At 37.8% G+C, this 26,728-nt stretch carries 26 protein-coding genes, 1 other RNA gene and 1 pseudogene; 24 read left to right on the top strand and 4 right to left on the bottom strand.

What is annotated here, in order from left to right; translation table 11 throughout:
• Positions 1-79 precede the first annotated feature (79 nt).
• The 18 genes from L323_RS40415 to tsaD all read left to right on the top strand — a co-directional run bounded on the left by L323_RS40415 (position 80) and on the right by tsaD (position 18,440).
• Positions 80-1,270: an amidohydrolase gene (locus tag L323_RS40415; protein ID WP_020817395.1), complete on the top strand. Its 1,191-nt coding sequence runs from the start codon at positions 80-82 to the stop codon at positions 1,268-1,270.
• A complete protein-coding gene (gene tsaE, locus L323_RS40410) occupies positions 1,263-1,715 on the top strand; it encodes a tRNA (adenosine(37)-N6)-threonylcarbamoyltransferase complex ATPase subunit type 1 TsaE (RefSeq protein ID WP_031342598.1) in 453 nt (150 codons plus the stop codon). The genes L323_RS40415 and tsaE overlap by 8 nt, the downstream gene beginning before the upstream one ends.
• Before the next feature lie 12 nt (positions 1,716-1,727).
• Complete coding sequence (gene tsaB / locus L323_RS40405) at positions 1,728-2,441, top strand: tRNA (adenosine(37)-N6)-threonylcarbamoyltransferase complex dimerization subunit type 1 TsaB (protein WP_020817393.1); 714 nt, start codon at positions 1,728-1,730, stop codon at positions 2,439-2,441.
• Positions 2,434-2,886 (top strand): ribosomal protein S18-alanine N-acetyltransferase, encoded by a 453-nt coding sequence (gene rimI, locus L323_RS40400; protein WP_020817392.1) that lies wholly within the window; start codon positions 2,434-2,436, stop codon positions 2,884-2,886. The genes tsaB and rimI overlap by 8 nt, the downstream gene beginning before the upstream one ends.
• 44 nt (positions 2,887-2,930) lie before the next feature.
• Positions 2,931-5,339 carry a Lon protease family protein gene (locus L323_RS40395; protein WP_020817391.1) on the top strand — a complete coding sequence of 803 codons (2,409 nt, stop codon included), beginning with the start codon at positions 2,931-2,933 and terminating at the stop codon, positions 5,337-5,339.
• 117 nt (positions 5,340-5,456) lie between these two features.
• Positions 5,457-6,011, top strand: a complete 555-nt coding sequence (locus tag L323_RS40390; protein WP_020817390.1) for an RNA polymerase sigma factor — start codon at positions 5,457-5,459, stop codon at positions 6,009-6,011.
• Entirely contained in the window at positions 6,008-6,574 is a 567-nt protein-coding gene (locus tag L323_RS40385) for an anti-sigma factor family protein (RefSeq protein ID WP_020817389.1), read from the top strand. Before L323_RS40390 ends, L323_RS40385 begins: the two co-directional genes overlap by 4 nt.
• Positions 6,571-7,470 (top strand): hypothetical protein, encoded by a 900-nt coding sequence (locus L323_RS0121335; protein ID WP_031342596.1) that lies wholly within the window; start codon positions 6,571-6,573, stop codon positions 7,468-7,470. Before L323_RS40385 ends, L323_RS0121335 begins: the two co-directional genes overlap by 4 nt.
• An 86-nt stretch (positions 7,471-7,556) precedes the next feature.
• A complete protein-coding gene (locus tag L323_RS40380; RefSeq protein WP_014312168.1) occupies positions 7,557-7,814 on the top strand; it encodes an HPr family phosphocarrier protein in 258 nt (85 codons plus the stop codon).
• Between the two features lie 171 nt (positions 7,815-7,985).
• Positions 7,986-9,827, top strand: a complete 1,842-nt coding sequence (uvrC, locus tag L323_RS40375; RefSeq protein WP_020817388.1) for an excinuclease ABC subunit UvrC — start codon at positions 7,986-7,988, stop codon at positions 9,825-9,827.
• Positions 9,828-9,848: 21 nt separating this feature from the next.
• Positions 9,849-10,550 (top strand): metallophosphoesterase, encoded by a 702-nt coding sequence (locus L323_RS40370; protein ID WP_020817387.1) that lies wholly within the window; start codon positions 9,849-9,851, stop codon positions 10,548-10,550.
• Between the two features lie 234 nt (positions 10,551-10,784).
• On the top strand, positions 10,785-12,071 hold the full coding sequence (gene tig / locus L323_RS40365) for a trigger factor (protein WP_020817386.1): 1,287 nt from the start codon (positions 10,785-10,787) through the stop codon (positions 12,069-12,071).
• Between the two features lie 105 nt (positions 12,072-12,176).
• Positions 12,177-12,761, top strand: a complete 585-nt coding sequence (gene clpP / locus L323_RS40360) for an ATP-dependent Clp endopeptidase proteolytic subunit ClpP (RefSeq protein ID WP_020817385.1) — start codon at positions 12,177-12,179, stop codon at positions 12,759-12,761.
• Positions 12,762-12,774: 13 nt separating this feature from the next.
• Positions 12,775-14,070: an ATP-dependent Clp protease ATP-binding subunit ClpX gene (clpX, locus tag L323_RS40355; RefSeq protein ID WP_020817384.1), complete on the top strand. Its 1,296-nt coding sequence runs from the start codon at positions 12,775-12,777 to the stop codon at positions 14,068-14,070.
• Positions 14,071-14,223: 153 nt separating this feature from the next.
• Positions 14,224-15,906, top strand: coding sequence for an ATP-dependent protease LonB (lonB, locus tag L323_RS40350; RefSeq protein ID WP_020817382.1), 1,683 nt, complete (start codon positions 14,224-14,226; stop codon positions 15,904-15,906).
• Between the two features lie 176 nt (positions 15,907-16,082).
• Positions 16,083-16,751: a thermonuclease family protein gene (locus tag L323_RS40345; protein ID WP_020817381.1), complete on the top strand. Its 669-nt coding sequence runs from the start codon at positions 16,083-16,085 to the stop codon at positions 16,749-16,751.
• 259 nt (positions 16,752-17,010) lie between these two features.
• Positions 17,011-17,202 (top strand): holin, encoded by a 192-nt coding sequence (locus L323_RS40340; RefSeq protein ID WP_020817380.1) that lies wholly within the window; start codon positions 17,011-17,013, stop codon positions 17,200-17,202.
• Between the two features lie 188 nt (positions 17,203-17,390).
• A complete protein-coding gene (tsaD, locus tag L323_RS40335; RefSeq protein ID WP_020817378.1) occupies positions 17,391-18,440 on the top strand; it encodes a tRNA (adenosine(37)-N6)-threonylcarbamoyltransferase complex transferase subunit TsaD in 1,050 nt (349 codons plus the stop codon).
• A gap of 270 nt (positions 18,441-18,710) precedes the next feature.
• On the opposite strand, the gene L323_RS41860 is transcribed toward tsaD, so the two are convergent.
• Together L323_RS41860 and L323_RS40325 are read right to left on the bottom strand one after the other, a co-directional pair.
• Positions 18,711-19,418, bottom strand: a complete 708-nt coding sequence (locus L323_RS41860) for a lytic transglycosylase domain-containing protein (protein ID WP_020817377.1) — start codon at positions 19,416-19,418, stop codon at positions 18,711-18,713.
• A gap of 107 nt (positions 19,419-19,525) precedes the next feature.
• Complete coding sequence (locus tag L323_RS40325; RefSeq protein ID WP_020817376.1) at positions 19,526-19,831, bottom strand: hypothetical protein; 306 nt, start codon at positions 19,829-19,831, stop codon at positions 19,526-19,528.
• 182 nt (positions 19,832-20,013) lie between these two features.
• Between L323_RS40325 and L323_RS40320 the strand changes: the two genes are divergently transcribed.
• From L323_RS40320 to ssrA, 4 genes are all read left to right on the top strand, one after another.
• Positions 20,014-20,496, top strand: a complete 483-nt coding sequence (locus tag L323_RS40320; protein WP_020817375.1) for a DUF402 domain-containing protein — start codon at positions 20,014-20,016, stop codon at positions 20,494-20,496.
• A gap of 70 nt (positions 20,497-20,566) precedes the next feature.
• Positions 20,567-21,424: a PHP domain-containing protein gene (locus tag L323_RS40315; protein ID WP_020817374.1), complete on the top strand. Its 858-nt coding sequence runs from the start codon at positions 20,567-20,569 to the stop codon at positions 21,422-21,424.
• A gap of 119 nt (positions 21,425-21,543) precedes the next feature.
• Positions 21,544-22,008: an SsrA-binding protein SmpB gene (gene smpB / locus L323_RS40310; protein WP_020817373.1), complete on the top strand. Its 465-nt coding sequence runs from the start codon at positions 21,544-21,546 to the stop codon at positions 22,006-22,008.
• A 183-nt stretch (positions 22,009-22,191) separates the two neighbouring features.
• Positions 22,192-22,611: a transfer-messenger RNA gene (gene ssrA, locus L323_RS41020) on the top strand.
• A gap of 437 nt (positions 22,612-23,048) precedes the next feature.
• On the opposite strand, the pseudogene L323_RS40305 reads toward ssrA, so the two are convergent.
• Together L323_RS40305 and L323_RS40300 are read right to left on the bottom strand one after the other, a co-directional pair.
• Positions 23,049-24,086 (bottom strand): annotated as a pseudogene (locus L323_RS40305) (recombinase family protein); the annotation flags it as partial.
• Positions 24,087-24,102: 16 nt separating this feature from the next.
• Positions 24,103-24,609 (bottom strand): ImmA/IrrE family metallo-endopeptidase, encoded by a 507-nt coding sequence (locus L323_RS40300; protein ID WP_020817371.1) that lies wholly within the window; start codon positions 24,607-24,609, stop codon positions 24,103-24,105.
• Between the two features lie 148 nt (positions 24,610-24,757).
• On the opposite strand from L323_RS40300, the gene L323_RS40295 reads away from it, so the two are divergent.
• Positions 24,758-25,681, top strand: a complete 924-nt coding sequence (locus tag L323_RS40295; RefSeq protein WP_020817370.1) for a hypothetical protein — start codon at positions 24,758-24,760, stop codon at positions 25,679-25,681.
• A gap of 113 nt (positions 25,682-25,794) precedes the next feature.
• Positions 25,795-26,727, top strand: coding sequence for a BsaWI family type II restriction enzyme (locus tag L323_RS40290; protein ID WP_020817369.1), 933 nt, complete (start codon positions 25,795-25,797; stop codon positions 26,725-26,727).
• Position 26,728: the final 1 nt, after the last annotated feature.

Genomic DNA, 26,728 nt, shown 5'->3' with positions numbered 1-26,728 from the left:
TTTTTGATGTCATAATATAATAAAATTAGGATGTTAAAAAAATAAAGGGTAATGTCTTGGATAAATATGGAGGTTAAAAATGCTTTTAATATATAACGGCAAAATAGTAACAATGTCAGATACAGATTATGAAAATGGATACGTGCTTATTGATAATGATAAAATAATAGCTGTAGGAAAGGATCTATCAGAGGTAAAAGAACAACTGCAGCCGGATACAAAGAGGATAGATGCAAACGGAGGCTATGTATTACCGGGGTTAATAGACCCTCACAGTCATATCGGAATGTGGGAGGATGCAGTTGGTTTTGAAGGTGATGATGGAAATGAGTCCACTGACCCGGTAACACCCCAATTGAGGGCAATAGATGCTATTTACCACGCAGACAGGTCTTTTGTGGAAGCGTATGAAAGTGGTGTGACAGCTGTTGTTACAGGCCCGGGCAGTGCCAATGTAATAGGAGGACAGTTTGCTGCTCTGAAAACCTACGGACGATGTGTAGATGAGATGGTTATAAAACATCCTATAGCAATGAAAGTGGCATTCGGAGAAAATCCAAAAACAGTGTATAACGAAAAACATCAGGCACCTATGACCAGAATGGCCACTGCTGCAATACTTCGTGAAAGTCTGTTTAAGGCAAAAGAATATAAGGAACTTTGGGAAGAATATAAAAAAGACCCTGAAGAATATGATAAGCCGGAGTTTGACTTTAAAATGGAAGCTTTGCTTCAGGTATTAAACAGGCAGATACCTTTAAAAGCTCATGCACATAGAGCCGATGATATAATAACTGCTATCAGGATAGCTAAAGAATTTGATGTAGATATAACTCTTGACCACTGTACGGAAGGATATCTTATAAAAGACATTCTCGCAGAAGCAGGACTTCCTGTAATTATAGGGCCAATGCTTACCGACAGGTCAAAAATAGAATTGAGAAACCAAAACCTGAAAACACCGGGGATTCTTTCAAAAGCAGGATTAAAGGTTGCAATAATGACCGACCACCCATGTGTTCCCGAACATCATCTGTGCCTGTGTGCCGCAATCGCTGCCCGTGAAGGTATGGATGAAAAAGAAGCCTTAAAGGCAATAACAATAAATGCGGCAGAAATAACAGGCATCAGTGACCGGGTAGGTTCTCTTGAAAAAGGAAAGGATGCCGACATCGTTATATTTAACGGTAATCCGTTGGAATTGAAAACCACCGTACAGAAGACTATAATAAACGGTGTTGTAATTTATGAAAGGAAACAGGATGAATAAACTTGAAACACATTCATTTGAAGAAACAGTTGAAGCAGGACTAAAGCTCGGTAATATTCTTAAACCCGGCGATGTTATCTGGCTATCAGGGGATCTGGGAACGGGAAAAACCGCTTTGACCAACGGTATAGCAAAAGCCTTGGGAATAGACGCCTATATAACCAGCCCTACATTCAATCTGGTAAATGAATATGAAGGAATAATGCCGTTATATCACTTCGATGTGTACAGGATTGCCGACCCGGATGAGATGTTTGATATTGGTTTCGACGAATATTTGAATAATGGCGGTGTGACGGTAATTGAGTGGGGAGAGCAGATAGCAGAAATTCTTCCGTCAGATATAATACGTGTTACTATAGAGAAAAATCTTCAAAAGGGATTGGATGTAAGAGAAATAACAATAGAATTTATGGGCAGTCGGTATTCCGACTACAGGATTTAAGCGGAGGCTAATATGAGAATACTTGCTGTGGACACTTCAACAAATGTTGCGTCAGCTGCAATATTAGAAGACGATGTAATAATAGGAGAATATAACTGCAACAGGGGAAAAACACATTCCCAACGGCTTATGCCTATGGTACAGCACCTTATGGAAACAGTGGGGCTGACTGTAAGTGATATGGATGCCTTTTCTGCGTCAATAGGGCCAGGCTCCTTTACAGGACTGCGAATAGGGGTTACAACAGTAAAGGCAATGGCATTTGCAGCAGAAAAGCCTGTAATAAGCGTACACACCCTTGATGCATTGGCATATAATATCCCATTTGCAGAAAATCTTATTTGTCCAATGATAGATGCACGTAACAATCAGGTGTTTACCGCCATATATAGATTTATAGGGAATAAACTTGAAAGGCTTACCGACTACATGGGAATACCCGTTACAGAATTGGCCGATATATTAAGGAATATGGAAGGGGATACAGTCTTTCTGGGAGATGCCTGCAATATGCACATGGAATACTTTGTTAGTGAACTGGGTAATAGAGTAAAGATTGCACCTCCCGGCACAGCGCTGGCAAAAGCATCATCAGTAGCCATACTTGCGGGAAAAGCCTATAGGGAAGGAAAACTGGAAAGCTGCTATGATATGGTACCTTTTTATTTGAGAAAATCCCAGGCTGAACGAGAAAGAGAGAATCAAAAGGTAAAATCAGATGATTAACAGATTTGAAATAAAGGAAATGACAGCTGACCATATAGATGGCGTGATGGTTGTAGAAAATCTCAGTTTTAAAATACCCTGGTCAAGACAGGCTTTTGTGGATGAGATAACTACTAATGATATGGCCGTATATTTTGTGGCGTTGTGTAATGAGCAGGTTATCGGATATGGAGGTATGTGGAAGATATTCGATGAGGGACACATAACCAATATTGCTGTACACCCTGAATTCCGCCGCTGTAGAGCAGCCTCGGGCATAATAGAGAAAATACTTGAAACGTCAGAGGAAAAAGGGATAAAAAGCCTTACCCTTGAAGTTCGGAAAGGCAATGTTGCAGCCCAAAATCTGTACTGCAAATATGGTTTTAAACCGGAGGGCATTCGCAAAGGTTATTATTCCGATACCGGAGAGGATGCACTGATAATGTGGAAACACGGTATCTAGAAATATCAGCTTCAAACATAAAAAATGCAAAGCGGAGGTTAAACATGTCAAAGCTAAAAGAGCTTTCATATCAAGATCTTGACAACAGATGTAAACTTGAATCATTACCATTTAAGAACACATCACAGTTAGAAACCTATGAAGGCATTATAGGTCAGGAAAGAGCTTCAAAGGCTATGAAATTCGGTCTCAAGATGAAAATGAGAGGCTACAATATATATATGTCGGGGCCTACGGGAACAGGAAAAACGAGTTTTGCCAGACAAATATTGAATGAAACTGCCGCAAATCAGAAGATACCTGATGATTGGTGCTACATATACAACTTCAGTCAGCCTAATCAGCCGTTGGCTATAAACCTTCCTGCCGGAACAGGAAAGCAGTTTCAGCAAGACATGGACGAATTTACAAAAATAATAAAACAGGAAATAGTCAATGCATTTGACAATGACCAGTATGAAAAAGAAAAATCAGAAATAATGGATGAATATGAGGACAAGAAAGACGAGCTCCTTGATAAACTGAGTAAAGATGCTGAAGAGCATGGTTTCAAGGTTAATACAGGCAGCTCCGGAATATACTTTCTGCCTATAATAGAAGGAAAAACTATCAGTGAAGAAGAATTCAGTAGTCTGGATGAGGAAACAAAAGATGAAATAAACCAAAAAACAAATATTCTGCAACAGGAAACTCTGGATATAATAAGAAAGCTGAAAAACAACGACAAGGAAACAGAGAAAAAGGTGTCGGAATGGGAAAATAAAATCGCTTTACTGGCACTGGGAGTACATATAGATGATTTAAAGGAAAAATACAAAAAATTTGATATAATACAGAAGTACCTTGAAGAGGTGCAGAAGGACATTCTAGATAATCTGGATGACTTCAAGGAAGAAGAAGTTTCTGAAGAACAGCAACAGCTGGTTATTCCTTGGATGCAAAAACCGGAAACATCCATTACAAAATATAAGGTAAATGTATTGGTTGATAATAGCACACTAAAAGGAGCGCCGGTAATTCTGGATTCCAATCCTACATATTCCAACCTCATTGGAAAAATTGAATACGAAAATGAGTTTGGCTCTGTGTCAACTGACTATACAAAAATAAAGCCCGGATTATTTCATGTGGCAAACGGAGGATATCTAATATTACAAGCAAAGGATGTTCTCGGCAATCCACAGGCATATGAGGCTATAAACAGAGTACTGAAAACAAAGAAAATAATAATAGAGAATATGAAGGATCAAACCGGTGTAGTGGCTGTTACAGCAATCAAGCCTCAACCCATACCTGTAGATCTAAAGGTAATACTGGTTGGAAGTACTACCATTTACGAGTTGCTGTATGAGTACGAGGAGGATTTCAGAAAGCTATTTAAAGTCAAGGTGGACTTTGATGAGGAAATGGAAAGAAATGATGAAAACATATTAAAGCTGGCCCAATTCATAAGCGGCTTCTGCAAAAAAGAAGATACACTTCATTTTGATAAATCTGGTGTAGCCAAGGTAGTTGAATATGCTTCAGGGCTGGTAGAGGATAAAAACAAGCTGTCTACAAGGTTTAATGAAATAGTTGAAATACTTTGTGAATCATGTATGTGGGCAGAGGATGACGGTGCAAAGCTTGTAAAAGCAAAGCATGTTCAGCAGGCTATTTCTGAAAAAGCTTACAGATGTGACCGTTTGGATAAAAAGCTTTTGGAAATGCTGAATGAGGGAACAATAATGGTAGACACCGAAGGCAGTGAAATTGGCCAGATTAACGGACTTACGGTAATGGATATGGGAGATTACTCCTTTGGAAAGCCTTCCAGAATAACTGCGTCAACCTACATTGGAGAAAGTGGAATAGTCAACGTTGAAAGGGAAGTTGATTTAAGCGGAACATCCCACAGTAAGGGTGTACTCATATTAAGCGGATATATAGGTCAAAAATATGCGCAGGAATTCCCGCTTTCACTTACGGCAAGCCTTTGCTTTGAACAAATGTATGGAGGGGTTGACGGAGACAGCGCATCAAGTGCTGAGTTATACGCAATATTATCCAGTTTGGCAGAAGTACCCATAAAGCAATCAATAGCAGTAACAGGCTCAGTTAACCAGAAAGGTGAAATACAGCCTGTAGGCGGTGTAGGATATAAAATAGAAGGGTTTTTTGAACTATGTAAACTCAGAGGTTTGACAGGTGAGCAGGGAGTAATCATACCTTGCCAGAATGTAAAAAATCTTGTTTTAAAGGACGAAGTAATAGATGCCGTAAAGAAAAAACTATTTCATATATATCCTGTTGAAACCATTGATCAGGGAATTGAAATATTGACCGGCAAAAAAGCAGGTGAAAAAGAGAAGAATGGAGAATATAAAAATGATACCATAAATTACCTGGTAAGTGAAAAATTGAGAAGATTTGCCGCTACAGTATCATCATCAGGAGGAAAAAGAAAAAAATAAAGAGATAATATAATTCAGACATATTTTAATTCTTCACGTAACTATTGTATTAACTCTTTTGGGGAAAGATAAATTAAAACCTTTAAGATGATATTCGATAAGGGGGTGAATCAACTCTTGGCACTTACGGATGCAGAGCTGGTGTCTCAGTGCGTGAATGGTGATAGCAGTGCGTTTGAGGAAATAGTTACCAGATATAAGAAGCTGGTCTACAGCGTTGTATATAAAATGATATCGGATAAGGAAGAGGTACATGATGTATGTCAGGAGGTTTTTATAAGGCTTTACCGTTCCCTTGATAAATACAATCCAGAGTTTAAAATGTCTACATGGATTGTAAAAATCACCTCCAATTTATGTCTGGATACCCTCAGAAAGAAAAAACAGGACACTGTTACGCTGGACGATGCAATCGGAGTTTCAAGTGAGGTTGATACACCTGAAGAAGCAGTAATAAAGCATCAAAGATCTCAATTGATAAAAAAGGCTATAGATGAACTGCCGGAAAAGTATAAAATATTAATAGTACTTTTTCATAACAGGGGAATGTCATATGAAGAAATGACAAAGATATTAAACGAACCGATGTCAATTATAAAAAATCGCCTTTACAGAGCGAGGCTAATGTTGAAGGAAAAGCTTGAGAGTGCAAGAAAGGAGGAGGTATTATGAACTGTAACGAATCACAAAACTATATAATGAGATATTTTGACAGAGACTTAAATGATATTGAGCAGGCAAAGCTTAAACAGCATCTCAAAAACTGTGAAAAATGTTCGGAAGAATTTACTAATATGCAGCAGATATTTACCGAAATCGAACAGGATACAGAGTTTCTGGAACCTCCTGAAGACTTTGAACTTCAAGTTATGAACAGGATCGAAAAAGAAGCTTATATGTATCAAAAGCAAAAAAATGATAATGTTTTTGTGTACAATATATTATTAACGGCTGTTTCCCTGATATTTGTATTTGTTTTTGGAAGTATAATGTGGGAAGTATTAAACAAGCCTATCGGATTAATACAGCAGACTCACCTGACATTGGAGATGGTCAAGGACTTTATATCAGCAGCTTTAAGTATGATTAAGGGCTTAGCCATAGCTGTTGTGGGTGTTACAGCTTCGATTTACAAAACATACTATTATGCATATATGATACTGGGTATTCTACTGCTCGTAACACAAGGACTTTTTATCCGAATGGTAAAAGCGGGTAATGGAGGAACACAATGAACAGAAAGATCAAGGCAATTTTAGTATCACTGTTGTTCATACTATTTATACCCTGCATAGCATCGGCATCGCAGTTTGACTTTTCAAATAGGTTGGTATTTTTTGAGGATAAAGTAATAAAACACCATAATATGGGAAATGTTACCGTTGTTATTGGAGATGCTGATATTCAGACCAATATAAATGGAAGCGTAATTGTTGTTTTCGGAAAAGCTTCTATAAACGGCATGATAGGCGGAGATATTGTTTCGGTTTTTGGTGATGTTTATATTAAAGATAAATCTTTAATACAGGGAAATGTTGTATCTCTGGGAAAACTAAAAAATGATAATGATGTAATAATAAACGGTACTAAAGTTAATATAGACGTTGATATTATATCAATGTTTAAATCACACGGAATAATTATAAACGGCCTTATTATATTGTCGTTAATAACACTTGCCGCCGGACTTATACTAATAAGTATATTTTCCGGAAGATATCGTGTTATGTCCTATAAGATGAGTAAAGGAATCTCCAGACGTATGATAATGGGCGGGCTGGTAGTTATAGGATTTACAATTATTGTAATATTTCTTTTATTCTTGATGGTTGCTCCCATATTTTACGTACTGCTCCTTATGTTCGCTGATATAGTTGCCAGTATTTTCGTCGGGACATTAATTTTTAAAGAAAATTATGATAGGACAACAATATATCTTCAGTTTTTAGTAGGCCAAATACTTGTAAGCATCCTTAAAATAGTTCCCTTAATACTGATACCAAGCGGCTCCTATACGGCTATGTTAATATACGGAATCTGTTTTATTATACTGCAATACTCAATGGCGTTTTTTGGAATAGGTACAATTATTGATACCGGTTTTGGAAAGAAAACGAATTGCTACAAATAAAAAATGACCTATTTGATTTTATGGGTTGTTTTTTGTATAATAGATGATATATTGGCGAGTTTATAAAAAAATGGGGGAGCACAAGGATGATATCTACTAAAGTTACGATAAACTGCCCTGCAGGATTGGATTCCAAAGCTGCGGCATTGCTTGTTCAGAAAGTATCCGGTTATAGTTCCAGCATATGGTTGGAAAAGGGTGAGAGAAGAGCAAATGCAAAAAGCCTCTTAGGGTTGCTTTCACTGGGAGTTGAAAGGAACGCTGCCATTACAATAATTACTGACGGAGAAGATGAAAAAAAAGCAGCAGATGAAATATCAGAATATTTTACTGTTGGATTTTAGAGACAAACCATAAATTTTAAATTTATTTGATATTGATTTGCGGCTGTGGCTTAGAATACTGAGGTCACAGCTTTTTGTCCTATTTGCCGCTTCTGCTCCCGCTTAAAAAGCGTGATACAGGCGGCATTATGTTTAATTAAAGCAAAACGAACATATTAAGAGGTGAGATAATTGTTTGATATTCAGGAAGAACTGAAAAAGTTACCCGATAAATCAGGTGTGTATATAATGAAGGACGCCACCGGAGTGGTTATATATGTAGGTAAGGCTGTTGTACTCAAAAACCGGGTAAGACAGTACTTCCAGCAGTCTGCAAACCACCCTCCCAAGGTTCAGGCAATGGTTTCTAAGGTCAGCGAATTTGAGTATATTGTGGTTGACTCGGAAGTTGAAGCACTTATGCTTGAATGTAACCTTATAAAAAAGTACAAGCCCAAATATAATATACTTCTTAAAGATGATAAACATTATCCATATATAAAGGTGACTTTAAATGAGGAATACCCCAGAATTCTGAAGACCAGAAGAGTAGAAAAGGACGGTGCCAGATATTTTGGTCCTTACTCCAGCGGTTTTGCGGTTAATGATACCATAGATACTTTAAAAAAACTTTTTCCTTTGAAAACCTGTAATAAAAATTTGCCCAGAGATATAGGCAAAACCCGTCCCTGTCTGAACTACCACATGAAGCAGTGCCTGGCTCCCTGTCAAGGTGGGGTAAACAGGGATGAATACAGAGAAATGATGAAGAAAATATGCAGATTTTTAGGCGGGCAGTATGACGAAATATTAAATGATATTCGTATACAAATGGAAAGTGCCGCAGAACAGTTGGACTTTGAGAAGGCTGCACAGCTTAGAAATAAAATATCAAGCATAAAGCAGTTGTCTGAATCTCAGAAGGTATTATCTACAGATTTGGAAGACAGGGATATAATAGGCTATTATGCAGATTCCACAGACCTCTGCGTGCAGGTGTTTTTTGTAAGAAATGGTAGAGTTATAGGTAGGGAGCATTTTATATTTGAAGGGGAGGCAAACGAGGACAAGAGATATTCCCTTTCAACCTTTATAAAGCAGTTTTACACCACAGTCCAGTATGTTCCTTCGGAAATAGTGCTCCAGAGTGAAATAGACGATAGCGAGACTATATCAAAATGGCTTACTGAAAAGAGAGGCTTTAAAGTAGCTTTAAGGGTGCCCCAAAGAGGGGACTTGGTAAAGCTTGTTCATATGGTATCGGAAAATGCGGAAATTACATTAAAGCTACACAGAGAGCGTCAAAGCAGAGAAGGTACAGTTCCTGCGGAGGGAATGTCTCAGCTGGTTAAACTTTTGGAACTGGAAGAGACTCCGGCAAGGATTGAATCCTATGATATATCCAATACGGGCTCATCGGAAATAGTAGCCTCTATGGTAGTATTTGAAAATGGAAGACCTGCCCGTCAGGAATACAGAAAATTTAAAATGAAGTCCATAGAGCAGCAAAACGATTATGGAAGTATGCAGGAGACTTTGTTCAGAAGGTTAAACCGTGCAAAGCGTGAAAAGGAAGAGGCGGCCGAAAATGCCAAATTCTCAAAACTGCCCGACTTAATACTTGTGGATGGAGGCTTAAACCATGTGAATGCAGCCAAACAGGTTATTGAAGAACTTGGCTATAGTTTTAAAATAGCAGGTATGGCCAAAGACGACCGACACCGTACAAAATCACTGGTTTACATGGGAAATGAGTATGATTTAACGGCGAATATGCCTTTATTAAGGCTGATTACGGAAATACAGGATGAGACTCACAGAGTTGCCGTAGAGTATAATAGAAAACTCAGGGAAAAACGTTACGTCAAATCAGAGCTTGATGAAATAGAGGGTATAGGCCAAACCCGTAAAAAAGCCCTTATCAAGCATTTTAAATCAGTTGCGGCTATTAAAAAAGCAGATATTGCACAGTTGCAGGAAGTAGACGGTATAAGCGAGAAAATAGCAATAAAGATTTATGAATATTTTAATTAAACAGGAAAGAGAAAAGTTTATATGTCAATTTTTACGATAGCAGACCTTCATCTTGCCTTGGGAATAGACAAGCCTATGGATGTATTCGGAGGAAGATGGTCAAACTATATGGAAAAGCTTAAAGAAAACTGGATAAGCGATGTTTCTGAAAAGGACACTGTAATTATTCCCGGAGATGTTTCCTGGGCCACATATATAGAAAGCGCATATGAGGATTTCAGGTTTATTGAGGATTTACCGGGGAAAAAAGTAATTTCCAAGGGAAATCATGATTACTGGTGGACAACTTCGTCAAAGCTTAATAAGTATCTGACAGAGAACAACTTGACTACCATATCTTTTATGCATAACAATGCCTTTGAATTGGAAGGAGTTGCGGTATGCGGTACCAGGGGATGGAAGGGCCCCGGAGAAGACGATTTTAAAAAAGATGATGAGAAAATATACAAGAGGGAAATAGAACGACTGGAGTTATCCGTCAAGGCAGCGTTAAAGCTGGAACTTTCACGTATGCTGGTATTTATGCATTATCCTCCGGTTACTGTCAAAAGCCCTATGACAGGATTTATTGATATAATGAAGAAGTACGGAATAAAAGAGTGTTATTACGGTCATTTGCATGGTGAAGGTATAAAAGGGGCAATCGAAGGAGAGTATGAAGGTATCGATTTAAAACTTGTTTCAGCGGATTATTTGAACTTTAAACCATTAAAAATCATATAGGTTTTCCCAAACAAAAAAAGCGTTGAAAAGACTGATATAAGCGAAAGTTTAAAAATTAACATATAATTAAGGTTACACTTGGAATTGTAATATCGTTTGTGGTATAATTGAGTGGTTAATTTTTAGAGTGTTAGGGATTAGAGGTAACATAATTGTGCTGCAGTTTTGCAGCCTATGTAAATGACGGATAAAATTAATAAAAATAAAACTAAATACCGGGAGGAAGTTTGTTAAATGAAAGTAAAAGTTGAAAATGTTGAAAAGAATGTTGTACAGCTTGAGATAGAAGTTGATGCAGCTAAATTTGAAGAGGGAATGCAGCAATCATACTTGAAGAATGTAAAGAAGTTCAATGTACCGGGCTTCAGAAAAGGTAAAGCTCCAAGAAATATCATTGAACGTTATTACGGCGAACAGGCACTTTATGATGATGCAATAAATATTGTATGCTCCGAAGCATATGATAATGCTATAGAAGAGAACAATATTCATCCAGTAGACAGACCTGAAATTGATATAGTACAAATAGGAAACAAGGAAAACCTGATCTTTACAGCAAAGGTTACTGTTAAGCCTGAAGTTGAGCTTGGAGCTTACATGGGCGTAGAGGTTAAAAAGGCTGAAGCTAACGTAACTGATGAAGATATTGAAAATGAATTCAACAAGGTTGTTGAAAAGAATGCACGTCTTGTTTCTGTTACAGACAGACCTATACAATCAGGCGACACAGCGGTAATTGACTTTGAAGGATTTATTGATTCAGTTCCTTTCGAAGGCGGAAAAGGTGAGGACTACAGTCTTGTTATAGGTTCAGGAACATTTATTCCAGGCTTTGAAGACCAGCTTATCGGAAAGAATATTGCTGATGATGTTGATGTAAAGGTAGCTTTTCCTGAAGAATACGGCAAAGAAGATTTGAATGGTAAAGAAGCATTATTCAAAGTATTAGTTAAGGAAATAAAAGTAAAGGAATTGCCTACGGTTGATGATGAATTTGCCAAGGATATAAGCGAGTTTGACACTCTCGAAGAATATAAGAATGACTTGAGAAATAAACTTGAAGAAAGTGCAAAAAACAAAGCGGAACGCGATAATGAAGAAAGCGTAATCCAAGCTGTTGTTGGAAATGCAACTGTTGATGTACCAAACGTTATGGTTGAAAAGCATATTGACGCCATGGCAAGAGATTTTGATATGAGACTCCGTTATCAGGGACTTGACCTTCAGAGATATCTGGAAATGATGGGAACTGATTTTGAAGGCTTTAGAGAACAGTTCAGAGAAAGAGCTGCAAATGAAGTTAAGATACAGCTGGTAATTGAAAAGATCAGCAAGGTTGAAAATGTTGAAGCAACTGACGCAGACGTAGAAGAAGAAATCACAAAGACAGCAGAAGCTTACAAACAACCTGCTGAAGAGCTTAAAAAGACATTGAGACCGGAAGACCTTGAATACGTAAAGAATGATATCGCATTCAGAAAGACAATTAAGCTTTTGACAGATAACGCAAAATTTAACTAATTTGTGTTATTTAATTGTTGGTAAAATGGGTATCATTATATAAAAAGCAATGTTAAGGTTCCATCAATAATAACTAAACATATATTAAATAAGGGAGGTATGCATATGAGTTTAGTACCTATGGTTGTTGAACAAACTAATCGTGGTGAGAGATCATACGATATATTTTCGAGACTATTAAATGACAGAATTATTGTATTAAGTGATGAGGTTAATGACGCTACGGCCAGTTTGGTTGTTGCACAAATGCTTTATCTTGAAGCTCAGGACCCTGATAAGGATATACAGTTTTATATAAACAGCCCTGGGGGGTCAGTAGCATCAGGTTTTGCAATATATGATACTATGCAGTATGTAAAGTGCGATGTATCAACTATATGTATGGGAATGGCAGCAAGTATGGGTGCTTTCCTGTTAGCCGCAGGAGAAAAGGGAAAAAGATTTGCACTGCCAAACAGTGAAATTATGATTCACCAGCCTCTTGGAGGAGCAAAAGGTCAAGCTACAGACATTAAGATTCATGCAGAGAATATACTTAGAACCAGAGATAAGCTCAATAAGATACTAAGCGAAAGAACAGGTCAACCTCTTGATAAGATTGAGAGAGACACTGAGAGAGACTTCTTTATGTCTGCTGATGAGGCTATGGCCTACGGTATTATTGATGATATTATGGTTAGAAGAAAATAATTGAGGTGCAATGATGACCAGATATGATGAGAAGAAGCAGTTAAAGTGCTCTTTTTGTGGGAAATCTCAGGAGCAGGTTAAACGGCTGGTTGCAGGACCGGGTGTATATATCTGTGACGAGTGTATCGAGCTGTGTTCCGAAATTATAGAAGAAGAATTTGAAGACACAAAGATTGATGCAGAAGTTAGTGAGATACCGAAACCAAAAGAGATAAAGGAAATTCTCGACCAGTATGTAGTTGGTCAGGATACGGCTAAAAGGTCTCTTTCGGTGGCTGTTTACAACCACTATAAGAGAATAAACAGCGATGTAAAGACCTCTGATATAGAACTTCAGAAAAGTAACATAGTTATGCTGGGACCTACCGGTAGCGGAAAAACTTTTCTTGCTCAAACACTTGCTAAGATACTCAATGTTCCTTTTGCTATAGCCGATGCTACTTCTCTCACTGAAGCGGGCTACGTAGGTGAAGATGTAGAAAATATCCTTTTAAGGCTTATACAGGCTGCGGATTATGACATTGAAAAGGCTGAAAAGGGAATTATCTACATTGATGAAATAGACAAGATTGCAAGAAAATCAGAGAATCCTTCCATAACAAGGGATGTCAGCGGTGAAGGTGTTCAGCAGGCACTCTTGAAGATTCTGGAAGGAACACTGGCTTCAGTACCACCACAGGGCGGTAGGAAGCACCCCCATCAGGAGTTTATACAAATAGATACTACTAATATTTTGTTTATTTGCGGTGGTGCTTTTGACGGAATAGACAAGATAATACAAAATAGAATAGGCAAGAAATCATTAGGCTTTGGTGCAAAAATTGAAAGCAACAAGGACAAGGATGTTGGACAATTACTGAAAGACATACTTCCTCAGGATTTGCTGAAATTCGGGCTTATTCCTGAGTTTGTAGGAAGACTTCCAATAGTTGTAACTCTTCAGTCTCTTGATAAAAATGCTCTTGTTCAAATACTTACCGAACCCAAGAATGCTTTGGTAAAGCAGTATCAGAAGCTTTTTGAAATGGATGACGTTATACTTGAAATACAGGATGAGGCTTTGGAGCTTATTGCTGAAAAAGCAATAGAGCGAAACACCGGAGCGAGAGGACTGCGTGCCATTCTGGAAGAAGCAATGATGGGAGTTATGTATGACATTCCTTCAATGACAAATGTCGAGAAATGCATTATAGGGAAGGAAGTGATTGCGGAACATTCAGAACCTGAAATGATTCTCAATGAAAACCGCAAATCGCTAAAAAAAGCCGGGGCCAAAAAAACAAGAGTTAAGAAGGAATCAGTTTCCTAGTTCATTCTTATTAAAACAGGCAGGATGTATGTGTTTATCAGAACATATACACCCTGTTTTTTTATTTTCAGATTTTCCATATTTTTTGGATAAAATAAAACTTGTTGCCAATAATAACTTTATAGGAATTGATCCAAGTTTAAGGAGGATATGATGTTTACGACAACTTTGTTTATTATACAGTTCTTCTTCTCAGTTATTATCGGAATATACTTTTTATCTCTTCTAAAGAACCAGCAAGGTAATAAAAGTGCTATAGAAAAAGAATCCAAAAAAGAACTGGAAAAGTTAAGAAGAATGAGGGATATTCATCTAACAGAGCCTTTGTCGGAAAAGACAAGGCCCGCCACCTTATCAGACATAGTAGGGCAGGAGCAGGGGCTAAAGGCACTCAGGGCTGCTTTGTGCGGAACGAATCCACAGCACGTAATTATATACGGCCCTCCCGGAGTAGGTAAAACTGCGGCTGCAAGGGTAATACTTGAAGAAGCCAAGAAGAACAGCATGTCGCCTTTCAGGAGAGAAGCAAAGTTCATAGAAATGGATGCTACAACATTGAGATTTGACGAAAGAGGGATTGCAGATCCTCTGATAGGCTCAGTACATGACCCGATATATCAGGGAGCAGGTGCATACGGTGTAGCAGGGATACCTCAGCCAAAGCAGGGAGCCGTTACAAAAGCACATGGTGGAGTCCTTTTTATTGATGAGATAGGGGAACTTCATTCCATTCAGATGAACAAGCTGCTTAAAGTTCTGGAGGATAGGAAGGTATACCTTGAAAGTGCGTATTACAGTGCAGAGGACAGCAATATACCCTCCCATATACATGATATTTTCCAAAAGGGTCTGCCTGCCGATTTCAGACTGGTGGGAGCCACTACAAGAACTCCTGATGAGATACCGGCAGCAATAAGGTCAAGATGTGTTGAAATACATTTCCGTTCCTTACGTGCAGATGAAATATGCAAAATATGCGAAAATGCAGCAACCAAAGGAGGCTTTGAACTGAGACCCGGATGCAGCGAGCTGGTGTCAAGATACGCCCAAAATGGAAGAGATGCAGTCAATATTATTCAAATTGCCGGTGGTGTTTCCATGATAGAGAACAGGAGCACTATTGATATAAAAGACATAGAATGGGTTATAGAGTTCGGTCACTACAGCCCCAGACTTGATAAAAAAGTCAGTCCTGCAAATCAGATAGGCTGTATCAACGGTTTAGCTGTCTTCGGAGATAGTACCGGGATGGTTATTGATGTGGAGGTTACGGCAATACCTGTTGCAAGTGGAACAGGAAATATAAGAATAACAGGCATTGTTGAAGAAGAAGAAATGGATAACAGGGGCCATAAGCTCAAAAGGACAAGTTCAGCCAAGGCTTCCGTTGAAAACGTTTTAACTGTTTTAAGAAAATATATGGATGTTGACTTTAAGAATTACGAAATACATTTGAACTTTCCCGGAGGTATTCCTATTGATGGACCTTCTGCGGGAATTGCTATTGCAACAGCGGTATATTCTGCGGTCAAAAATATACCTGTAAGCGGAGAACTGGCAATGACAGGGGAATTATCAATCAAGGGAAAAGTAAAGCCTGTTGGAGGCGTTGTGGCTAAAGTAGATGCTGCTAAAGCCGCAGGTATAAAAAAGGTGTTTATTCCAAAAGATAATTATCAGGAGATATTCGAAGATATGGATATCGACATTATACCGGTTGAAAATATCAGTGAAGTTATGAAGGCAGTATTTGATATTGATCTGGTAGAAAAAAAGGACGAAACAGTTCCCAGCGGTTCTGCACCTATTACGGTGCTTACTGCACAAGGAACCTAGATGTTTTTTAACAGCCCTATGTAATTTGAATCAGCTTACGTGATATCGGCCAATACAATCTGAAACGCTGAAAAGCCCTGTTCCTACATTGAAAGGAACAGGGCTTTTCAGCGAGTTCGTAAGGTGTTAGAATATCAAGGTCATAATATTTATACTTTAAAAAGAGAGGAAAATACATGAAGAAAAAAACTATAGCATCGGTAGCATCTATAATAACTGCTGTTTTTGTGATTTTCGGTGGCTACTTCTATCAGGACGGAAACAAGACAGCCGTTAATGATAAATCAGGTTCATACAGCAGTATCCATACACTGGAAAAAGTAGAGTTTCCGGATTCTATAATTGACGTGTCCGGAGAGGGTATTGAACCTTTTGGCTACATAAATGCTTTTGTTACAAAAGTTACAGATGGCGACACTTTTCGTGCTGAATATAAAGACAAGGAATACAAGGTCAGAATGCTTGACATAGATACTCCCGAATCAGTTAAATCAGGTGTTGATCCCCAACCATATTCCGGTGAGGCCTCGGAGTTAACCAAAAAGACTCTTACAAATAAGACTGTAAAGCTGATTTTCGAAGAGGGTACCACAGATCAGTACGGCAGACTTCTAGCTCATGTAGTTCTCGATGACGGAAGCTTTTACAATGCCATGATGGTAAACGAAGGCTATGCTGTTTCAGTTTTTTATAGTCCCAACACCCTTTTAAAGTCCTTTTACGATAAACTGCAAAATGATGCAATTACAGAGGGCAAGGGCTTTTGGGAACTGCCCGAAAGAAAACGACCATTTATTAAAAACCAAAAAGGAAAATATGTAGCGTCCTACAAAAATAGTAAATAGCAATACTAATTAATCGAAATTTCACAAAATTTGGGACTTCAGAACTATTATATTGGTAAAATTTTTCTATATATTGTATAAGGATTTTTTGGTAATATAATATTGAACATTAGCATTTCTCCTTTTTAGGGGCATGGAGCCCGTAGGCTCCATGTTTTTTTGTGCCCTTTTTTCAAATTGAACAAATAAGTAAACATAAAGTACGAACTTTCATATTATGTACTATGACGTTAAAATGGTATATTATAGGAGGCATTTTATGAACAGATTGAGAAGCCCGGTTGCATGGGCAGCTTTTGTTGCTTTGGTATTGTTTGTACTGAAAACCTTTAACCTTCTAGCACCTATAGGCTTGAGCGAAGATAGTTTTAAGGAATTGACAACCCTTATTTTTGCTGCATTAACGGCTTTCGGTATTTTTAACAACCCAACGAACAAAGACTCATTCTAGCAGCACTTTACTTTAATGACAAATCAAAAATATCTGTATGAATATATTGTTTTCCCTGAAAAGGGGCTGATTCATACAGATATTTTTTTATATGAAAAAGGTGGATTTGGGGCTTTTCCCAATCCTTGATTATTGAAGGCCATTAAGCTATGATAAAATAAAGCATATGAAAAATCGGAGGAAAATTGATGGATACACTTATACTTGGTATAGAAAGCAGCTGTGATGAAACCGCTGCTTCGGTTATAAAAAATGGAAGATATATAATGTCAAATGTTATTTCATCTCAAATAGATTTGCATAAAAAGTATGGTGGAGTTGTTCCGGAAATCGCATCAAGAAAACATGTGGAATTGATTATGCCGGTTGTACATCAGGCACTGGAAGAGGCGGGTGTTTCCTTAAAGGAAATTGATGCGGTAGGTGTTACCTATGGCCCAGGTTTGGTAGGAGCTCTACTTGTGGGATTGACTGCTGCCAAGGCAATTGCATTTGCTGCCAACAAACCACTTGTGGGAGTACATCACATAGAGGGACATATTGCGGCAAACTACTTGCAGGAGCCGGAGTTGGAGCCGCCTTTCATATGTCTTGTGGCTTCCGGCGGACACAGTCATATTGTCCATGTTAAAAGCTACAGCGAATTTGAAATTCTGGGGCAGACCAGGGACGATGCCGCCGGAGAGGCTTTTGATAAGATTTCCAGAGCAATAGGGCTTGGATATCCGGGAGGCCCTTTAATTGATAAGAATGCATTGAACGGTAATAGTAAAGCAATTCAATTTCCACGTGTAACCTTTGAGGATGGTTCTCTGGATTTTAGTTTCAGTGGACTAAAAACCGCAGTTTTGAATTATCTTAACAGGATGGAACAAACCGGTGAGAAGATTAATATTCCTGATGTAGCAGCAAGCTTTCAGCAGGCAGTTGTGGATGTCCTGGTTAGGAATACAATAGCAGCAGCAAAAATGAAGAACATAAACAAAATAGCTTTAGCAGGTGGAGTTGCTGCAAATACGCAACTGCGAAATGACATGAAGCAAAAAGCAGAAAAGCAAGGTATCAAGGTAATGTATCCGGGTTTAATACTTTGTACTGATAATGCCGCTATGATAGGTTGTGCTGCTTACTACGAGTTTATAAACGGAAAAAGAGCAGGGATGGATTTAAATGCCGTTCCGGGATTAAAGTTATCCACAAGTGTCTCCAAAGACAAGAATAACCCCCTTTCACAGTGATATAAGTAAATAGAACCGTATTACATTTTTTTACACTATTTTTAGAATCACCTTTAAACCTTGTAACCATCGGCGTTCTGGCCTTTAGAGTCTTAAATGTGAATAAAAAACTGTGAATAATTTATAGATTCTGTGGAAACTTGATAGAACATTTGGGAAATAAGTGTTTGAGACTTGTGGATAAATTTGTGGATAGTGTGGATAAGTATTGGGTTGTCTGTTCTAAAATTCAGGAAATGTAATAGCTAGAAATAAAATACAAGCAGGTATTTACCTGCTTGTTGACATTTTATACTGATTAAAATATTCTGTGACATTTTTTACATAATTTTGGGTTTCCGTATAGGGTGGAATTCCACCGTATTTGTCCACACTGTTTGGGCCGGCGTTATAAGCAGCCAAGGCAAGACTTATATTTCCGTTGAATCTTTCCAACTGGTTTTTTAAATAACGTGTTCCACCGTCAATGTTTTGGGCAATATCAAAGGGGTCCTTAATGCCAAGTCCATCTGCGGTACCGGGCATAAGTTGCATTAAGCCTTCTGCTCCTGCGTTAGAAATAGCAGTAGGGTCAAAGGAGGATTCCTGCTTAATGACTGCTCTAATTAATTCTTTGTCTACTCCATACTTTGCCGAGGCATTGTCAATACTTGAATTGATTAAATTCATAAGTTCAGTTATATCAGTGGGTATATAAGCTTTTGAATTTGCCAGAGCCGTACGAGCTTTTAAAATGTTATTCGTACTACTGTTATCAAGCTGACCAAGTAAGTTTGTCAGTGACGTATCCTGCAAAGGGTTATCTTCAAGTCCGTTGAGGGAATTGGCCAAACCCGGCTGGGTTACGTCATCAAGATACTTCTGAAAAGGAATATCTGAGCTGCCGGAGTTTCCTGTATTCATTCCGGGAATTCCAGCCAGCCTGTTTTCTATCTCTGCCAGTTTTTGTTTAAAAATTGCATCTATATCAATATTCATATAATCACCTAACTACATTTCATTTGTAAGTATAAGCTACAATAACTATATCGGTATAACTGAATAAACATTTAACAGACATTTTAAGGGTTTGAATATACACTGCATTATGATATTAGTATTTTTTTACTGAATTTGGAACAAGGGTTTCTGTTTGTACCATCAAAATGTCTTTCTGAGAAGAGCTTGCAACGGCCTACATTTTCATTCGGAGAGTCAATATGTACAATAAAATTCTCACAGTGAATACATTTAAGGCTAACGTCTTTTGAAGCGGTTAAAATGGTACTCTCCTTATATCTGAAACAAACGTAATCCGGCGTTACAACCCCGTGGTATTTGCATAGTATATCATTTGTCAGATGCAGGGATAAACCTCTCTCACAGCTTTTGCAGCACTTCTTATGCTTCATAATTAAAAACCTCCGTGACCCGAACTGCCATAAAAATAAAATAATTTACTACATTATAGCATTAACTGCTAGAGAAGTGATAAAATGGGAAATACATTTAGCATATAATAGATAGATACTTCAAAAATAACTATTTGTAATGTATAATAACCATAAGAATTTTGATGACTTTAGGAGATAAAATGAATAAGCCAAGCATATTTCGAACCAGATATATCCCATTTGAGACTGTTGATATTTCCAGCGATGAACTTTTGTTTAGGGATGAGGAGCTATTAATCACAAGGTGGAAGGCAATTAAGCCGAGAAATGATATTTCCGGTGGAATTTCATATACTTTTTTGAAAGAAGGCATTAAGATAAGCCGATTCTACGACGCAGACAAAAGGTTTGCGTATTGGTACTGTGATATAATTGATGTTGAGTATGATAATGAAACCGACAGGTTTACATTGATTGACTTACTTCTGGATGTCAAGCTGATGCCGGACGGTACTATGAAAGTACTTGATGCTGACGAGCTTGCAGAAGCACTGGAAAAAGGACTGATAACACAGGAGCAGGCGTGCAGTTCTCTTAAAAAAATGGATAACATTTTACAGAATATTTATAAAGGTGTTTTTCCTCCTGCAATATGTATGGAAGAAAAATATTGGAAGGTTTAGTTAATGTTTTTACGATTTAAGAAAAGAATACGCGGGATATCCCCACTACTTTAAACACGGAGATGATTGGATGGAGAAATTTATTGATTTGCATACGCATAGTACAGCATCAGATGGAAGCATGAGTCCGGCAGAACTTGTCCGCCATGCTAAGGATAGAGGGCTTGCAGCAGTAGCGTTAACCGATCATGATACTGTGGATGGCATTGAAGAGGCTATCAAGGAAGGAAAGCGGTCAGGTGTTGAAGTTATACCTGGGATAGAAATAAGCGTCAGATATAAACCTGAAATGCACATTTTGGGCCTGTTCCCCGATACTGATAATTATCTGAATATTCGTTCTGAGCTATTGACTGTAAAGAAGGGCAGAGAAGACAGAAACAAAAAAATCATAAATAGGCTTAATGAGTTGGGTATTGAAATTACAGAGGATGAGATAAAGGATGTGGCAATGGGTGATATTACGGGAAGGCCCCATATCGCCAGAGTTTTGGTGGCTAAAGGATATGTCAAAACCATAGACGAAGCCTTTGACATTTATTTATGTAAGGAAGGCCTTGCTTATTTTCAGAGATTCGAACTTGAGCCTGTGGATGGGATTAAGGCTATAAGAAAATCCGGTGGTGTACCGGTTATTGCTCATCCCGTTTTTTTGAGGAAAAGTTATGATGAGATGGATAAACTGCTGCAAGAACTTAAAGGGTACGGTCTGGGAGGTATAGAAGCTCATTATAGTGAAAATACTAAAGAGGATACGGGCAATTTTTTAAGGCTTGCTATTAAGCATGAACTGGTTGCAACCGGGGGTAGTGATTTTCATGGAAATTTTAAACCCGGAATTGAGCTAGGTAGCGGAAGAGGCGGCCTCAAGGTTCCATATGAGTTGCTGGACAAACTAAGAGAATACCAGAATAACATGAAGAGATAGGTATACTTGACCTTTGTGTTATTGTAGTGATATAATTAATTTTAGCCCTTTCCCAAAAGGGTTATTTTTATCTTGATGAAATTTAGTATTAATTAAAATTAGCAGTGGGCGGTAAGAAAATGGTTAAGGAAGCAGTTAAGATTGTTGCTCAAAATAAAAAAGCTCGTCATGATTATTTTATCGAAGAAACGATAGAGGCAGGCATTGTGCTGTCCGGTACAGAGGTAAAGTCTGTCAGACAGGGTAAGCTCAATTTAAAGGAAAGCTATGCATCTATTATTGATGGTGAAGTTATTGTCAGCGGAATGCATATAAGCCCTTATGAACAAGGTAATATTTTTAACAAAGATCCCTTGCGTGACAGAAAGCTTCTTTTACACAAGTCTGAAATAAACAGGCTTATAGGGTTGACCCAGCAAAAGGGGTTTACGTTGGTACCTGTTCAGGCATACTTAAAACGCGGTATGGTTAAAATAGAGCTGGGCGTTGCTCGCGGTAAGAAATTGTATGACAAAAGAGATGATATTGCAGCCCGTGATGCTAAAAGAGAAATTGACAGAAAGTTGAAAGAACAGCTTAGGTAATATATGTGAATTTTCCATAAATCAGTTGTTGTAGTTCTGCATATCAGATGATATCATAATAGTCTGATTATTGATAATTTAATATTGTTTAAAAGCTTATTTGTTCGCCTTTAATTTGTTAGATTAATCTGTTACAATTTATTTATAGGTCAATATTTTTTGATTCTATAATATTTTATACATGGGGGCGTAATGGTTTCGACGGGATTGTTGAGACTTGATAAGCGGGTAGAGGATTCTCGTGGGCCTCTTAAAAAACGAGAACTTAAAATTAAACGCTAAAAACGATAATTTCGCTTTAGCTGCTGCCTAATGGCAGCCCGTCAGTCCCAGGTTGCTGCACCTGGGGGCACTGGCGTCGACAAGTCAGCCCTTTTGCATAGGAAGGTTAAATGCTAGCACTGATTCGGTAGTAGCCTTGAGCCGAGTCGGAATTTAAAGGCTACCGAAGTTGATACCTTGCCTGTGGGGGAACAACCTAGGGAAGCGCAAGATCATCGTCCCGCAAGGGAAACGTGATTTTGCACAAATCATAGGCTACACCCGTAGAAGTTCTTGAGGATATGGTTTCGGACAGGGGTTCGACTCCCCTCGCCTCCACCATCAAAGTCCACAATTGTATAGGTGTCAATCCTATCATTGTAGACAATAATTTTAACGACATAAGTCTGGATGATCCGTTTCTGATCTTCCGGGCTTTTGTTTTTTATATCGGAATCCTGTTCCAGATAGGAGCGGATGAAATCTCTTGAGGGAGAATTTATTTCCGCCTGCCGTTTTGCTTCCTCGATCCTGATTACCAAAGCTGATTTTCTTGCCTCCAATTCGTCCATTTTCTGCTTCATGGAAGGGTGGAACATTCCGTTGGCAATTGCATTTACAGTATTGCTTATTTGTGTCTGAATTCCTGCTAATTCATTTTCATATTCCCTAATGTTTTTTGAAATCTCAGATGTTCTGGTTTTCGCATACTCAGCAATCCTGTCTGCAATTCTTTCTATGGCATCGGGAGCAAAAATATCAGTTAATAGCTGGTCAATAACCAGATTTTCGATAAAATTCTTTTCAATGGACTTCATGCAGCAGGTACGTTTACGTTTTCTGGTGGTACACTCATATGTTACATACAGGTTTTTATTACGTCCCGAAAATTTACGGTTTCCTGCAAAGGATCCACCGCATACACCGCAAAAAACCAGACCACTCAGAAGGTAGTTTTCCTTTGCAGAGTTGGCGGCCCTGGCACGTTTATTTCCGTTCATCTTTTTGCTCACCTCATTCCATAATTCCTTTGATATAATAGCAGGCATTCCGTTTTCCACCCGGATTATATCTATATCCGACTTTGAACTGTGGTTATTACGCTTGCCTCCGGCTTTGCTAACAGTACGGTTGAAAATATATGTACCGGTATATTTCTCATTTCTCAGTATATCGTGGAGGCTGTTCTTGCCGAAGGATCGCCCGGACTTGCTCTTGTAACCCTCACGGTTCATGGTGTCAATTATCTCGCTGTAGCTGTGGCCGGATGCGTACATTTCAAATATGGTTCTCACAATCCGTGCTTCAGATTCATTTATAGAATAGCTTTTGTCAGGAAGCACATCGTAACCAAGGGGCGGAGTACCTCCGTTGTGCCTGCACTGTAGAGCAGTTTCCTTCATGCCTTTCATAACCTCACGGGCAAGGTTTGCACTGTAGTACTCGGCCATGCCTTCCAGTACCGATTCAAGAATGATACTCTCCGGGCTGTCATCCAGATTTTCCAGAACAGATATAAGCTTCACACCGTTCTTTTTAAGCTGTCTTTTGTAGAAGGCAGAATCGTACCTGTCACGGCTAAACCTGTCCAGCTTGTGGACTATAACAGCGTTGAACAGACCTAATGCACTGTCTTTCATCATCTGCAAAAACTGTGGCCTGTTGTCTGTTGTGGCGGATCGTGCCTCGTCCGAATATATTTTGACTATGCTATAACCGTTTCTCTGGGCATATTCATTAATCGCCCTTACCTGAGCATCAATAGATTCCTCTCTCTGGTTGTCGCTTGAATATCTTGCATATATAGCAGCTATCATGACATACACCTCCATGTTATATTCTTTCATAAATATGTACTGACGGAAAGTTGGCAAGGTACAAACTTCTTTTACCGTCTATGTCCCAGAGACAATTCTGCTTTGACATAAATTCCAGCTTATGCAGCATAAATTCGTTAGTTACCTGAAAGTATTCCACCAGACCATCAAGTGTCGGCTGTAGCCATTCTCTAAGCGAATCAATTAGCATACCTGTAGGTACCATGAAATCGGTTGCCCACCGTAAGGCCAAATGTTCCATTTTGTCCACTGTGAGCCTGTCCCTGTAGCACATGTATTTACGTGGGGTTATATCACCGATAGTGGTCCTGTAGTGTCCTATCTCTTCCGCAAGAACACAGCGGTAAAGCTTCTCATCATCCCTAATACTCTCGTTAATCAAAATAACATAGTAGTTCCCGTCACAATAATAGTAGCCTAGTATTGATTCGGGTAAGGGGGCAAACTCCTTGATAATGTGACATTTTCTACATATTAATTCTAGTTTGTCTGTTGATATCATATGGTACCTCGAATAATTTGTCGAACATACGTTCTATTATAGCATGTGTATGAGAATTATAAAAGGCAAAAATTAGTTGAATGTGTTATGTTATTGAACCTTTGGGGCAAATTTGATATTATCAATGTATAATTGTGGAGGTGATTTTTTGAATAATGGTATTGAAGAAAAGAATAGAAATTGTGAAGTTACACCTGAGCAAATGAATATTTTTTTCAAAAAAATTCATAAAAACAAGTTTGAGAGAAGAATAGTAAATATAAATAAAAATTTGTGGATTCTTATTCTGTTAACCCCTTTACCATTTATTATTTCCATGATAAATGCCTTAAGTGTATTTAAAATATCACAAATTTATTTTTACCTTTTGTATTGCTTAAGTTTTATCTTTATAGCACATGCCTATATAAAGACTTATAACAGAGCATTCAATAATCTCGATACATATAATAAGCAATTTTACATATTATATCTTTTAAGAAATCGGTTAGAGGTATGTTCAAATGAATGCAAAGTAGAAGATGAACGTAAAAAAATTATAAAAGAACTTAATCAAATAGGTATGCATTTTAACTGGCTTATATATGATTCTTTAAAATTCTACCGGAAGATTAACTTATTTAATATTTCTGTAGAAGAACAATATCTTAGGGATTTCTATATTAGCTTGAACAAGAGAGTATTACCAAATCTTAGAAAAGGACTGTATCTTTCAGAAATCTCAATAGTAATTAAAAATCTTTTGAAGATTACTTATAATTTAATACCCAATTATGAAAATATTAATAAGATTACCAATCCACATAAATATAGTATTGATTTATTTGCTGAATGCATTAATGACTTAAATACTATTCCAATTGTTGAAGAGGATAAAGATGAGAAAAAGTCGATAAAATTAAAAATTAAGAGATTTTTTAAATTAGAAAATAACCTCAATTTAATTATAATCCCAATTTTGATTTTCTGTTTATATTTACTCATGTGTAAGGCTTCTATTAGTGAGGTTACAGCAAGTGTTTTTGTTGGAATTGCAACGGCTACACTTATACCGCTATTAAAAAAGCAGTAGCATGTAGTAAAAAATTTATACGATGTGTCATTATATTGCACAATTTAGCTTACTTTGGTACAATTTGGTGTATAAGATTATATAATCCATGATAAGAGATTTAGGAGAAACTTATGCCAAATATATCAATAGATGATGCTAATAACGAATATGCTAAAATTTTATCTGAAAAAACATGCAATATAAGTGGTACAGTTACAGATAAAAAAATTGCAAGTCTTCGAACAGATACAATTCATGAGGTTTTTAGCAGCTTGGTCTCAAAGTTTCCGGGAGAAAATCCGGGGCATGTCTGGAGAATGGTTCAAAAGGCACATATAAATTCATATATAGATAACAAGAGAGAAACAATAAAAACCATTTTACAGGCCAAAAATATAGATGAAGATAAAGCCTTTGAATTGCTGACAGATGATGAATTACTGTCGATATTTGATAGTGCCACTCAAAGCTGGAAACGTGCATCAGGTATAGCATGGGAAAACTTCTTTAGACAGGGACTCACATTGGGTGACAATTCCGGAGAAATTATTGTTGTTAATGATAGCATGATGAATAAATTGTTCAAGGGTGGAAGTCAACCAAGGCAGAATGGAGAAGAAGCAGAGCTGCATATAAGTAATGACTCTCAAAGATCATATATTGGGGAAATATTAAAGAGTAAGAATTTTGATTTATTTTTATTATATTTAACGCAGTTTTCTAGGAAATGGACATTATTCGGATTAATTCAGTGTAAGACATCTATAAGGGATAGAGTAAAGATAAATACAAGTTCAAGTCGGAAAGCTATGGATAATAACCTATGGTCAATATTACTTGCACTTGACCCAGATTATTTTCTAAAAGGCCAGTATTACAAAGCTGCTAAGGAAGACTGGCATGGAGTGTATTTGATTGATGAGGACAAGCCGAATGACGATAGTATATATTTTGGGAGTATGGATAGGATCCAGGAACTTATAAAAAACCATGCACTTCAAGTTCTAGAAATGGTTACAGATATAAACAATAGTAACTTCAATGCGAATTGGCGTCCACGGTAAA

This window comes from Ruminiclostridium papyrosolvens C7 (assembly GCF_000421965.1).
In the GTDB taxonomy this organism is placed as follows: Bacteria; Bacillota; Clostridia; order Acetivibrionales; family DSM-1351; genus Ruminiclostridium; species Ruminiclostridium papyrosolvens_A.
Note: the sequence above shows the minus strand (reverse complement) of the source record. Positions and strands in the feature narration are given on the sequence as shown.